This window comes from Bacillus cereus group sp. BceL291, assembly GCF_051776705.1.
In the GTDB taxonomy this organism is placed as follows: Bacteria; Bacillota; Bacilli; order Bacillales; family Bacillaceae_G; genus Bacillus_A; species Bacillus_A cereus.
This window is the reverse complement of the sequence record NZ_JBPWAP010000218.1, coordinates 1-1342: the sequence shown is the minus strand read 5'-3', so window position 1 is coordinate 1342 and position 1342 is coordinate 1. Positions and strand designations below refer to the sequence as shown.

Sequence of the window (1342 nt, the reverse complement as noted above, 5' to 3'; positions counted from 1 at the left end):
TGCCTTAATTCTTTTATGATTATAGTATTCTATATACTTTGCTAATTCTTGTTTGAAATGTGTTATACTTTCAAATTCTTTTCGATACAGAAATTCCGATTTCATGATACCGAAGAAATTTTCAATAACGGCATTGTCATAACAGTTTCCTTTGCGAGACATACTTTGAGTTATGCCACAATTCTTAAGAGAATGACGGTATTGTTTCATTTGATAGTGCCAACCTTGATCAGAGTGAATGAGGAGTTTATCCGGATTGGTTACACAATAAAGGGCTTGGTCCAACATCGTTGAAACAAGGGAATAGGTCGGTCTTGAACCAATTGTATACGTGATAATTTCACCATTAAATAAATCCAACATTGGTGATAGGTATAACTTCTCCCCAAATAACTTAAACTCCGTAATATCTGTAACCCACTTTTCATTTGGTTTTTCAGCTTGGAAGTTGCGATTTAAAATATTTGGCGCAATTTTCCCAACTGTCCCTTTGTAAGAGCGATATTTTTTCATACGAACCAGACATTTTAACCCTAATTCTTTCATAAGGCGATACACTTTTTTATGATTTACTTTGTGTCCACGATTCATAAGTTCATCACGAATACGACGATAACCATAACACCCATCGTGTTCATTATAAATAGCTTGAATCAGTTCTTTTACCTCCGCATTTGGATCAGGATGATTAAAACGTTTCATCCAGTAATAGTACGTACTACGTGGAATGTTTGCGAGTTGAAGTAACTCCTTGATAGGAAATTCATGCCTTAACTCGTAGATTACTTGCGCTTTGTCTTGTTTGGTGATTTTTCTTTGTTTTGAACTAAGGCATTCAACTTTTTTAAATATGCATTTTCCATACGTAAACGCTCATTTTCCGCTTGTAAGGCTTCGATTGATCCTTCATCTACTGGCTTTATTTTTTTATCTTTCATGGTTGGACGCCCCTTTTTCTTTGATTGTAGGGCATCCAATCCTCTTGTTTCATAAGCTATTTTCCATTTCCGAAGTGTTTCATAAGACGGTATATTGAAAAGTGCCGCTGTTTCTCTGATAGATGTCCCGTGTTCATTCATATAATAAAGTACATCTAGTTTATACTGGGCTGGGTAGAATGTATAGCACTTTTCAAAGGCCTTTTCACCTGAAGACTCATATCGTCTAATCCACTCACGAAGTACGCTAGGGTTAACTCCTATAGATTTAGCAATTGTTTTTCCACTTTCTGTACCATCTAAATATCGTTTCACCGCTTGGATTTTTTCTTTTGAAGAAAATTTAGCCATAAAAAATGCACCTCCAATTGTTAGACTGTGTCTAACAATTGGGGTGCACTTCA

At 35.6% G+C, this 1342-nt stretch carries 1 protein-coding gene; it reads right to left on the bottom strand.

Features of this window, described 5'->3' with window-relative positions:
* Positions 1-1289, bottom strand: a protein-coding gene (locus ACS2CR_RS34160) for an IS3-like element ISBth10 family transposase (protein ID WP_438906160.1) whose coding sequence is annotated in 2 segments (ribosomal slippage) — positions 1-848 and positions 848-1289 — 1290 coding nt annotated over the 2 segments. Because the reading frame shifts where the segments join, the coding sequence is not laid out codon by codon here. This gene is flagged as partial in the annotation.
* Positions 1290-1342: the final 53 nt, after the last annotated feature.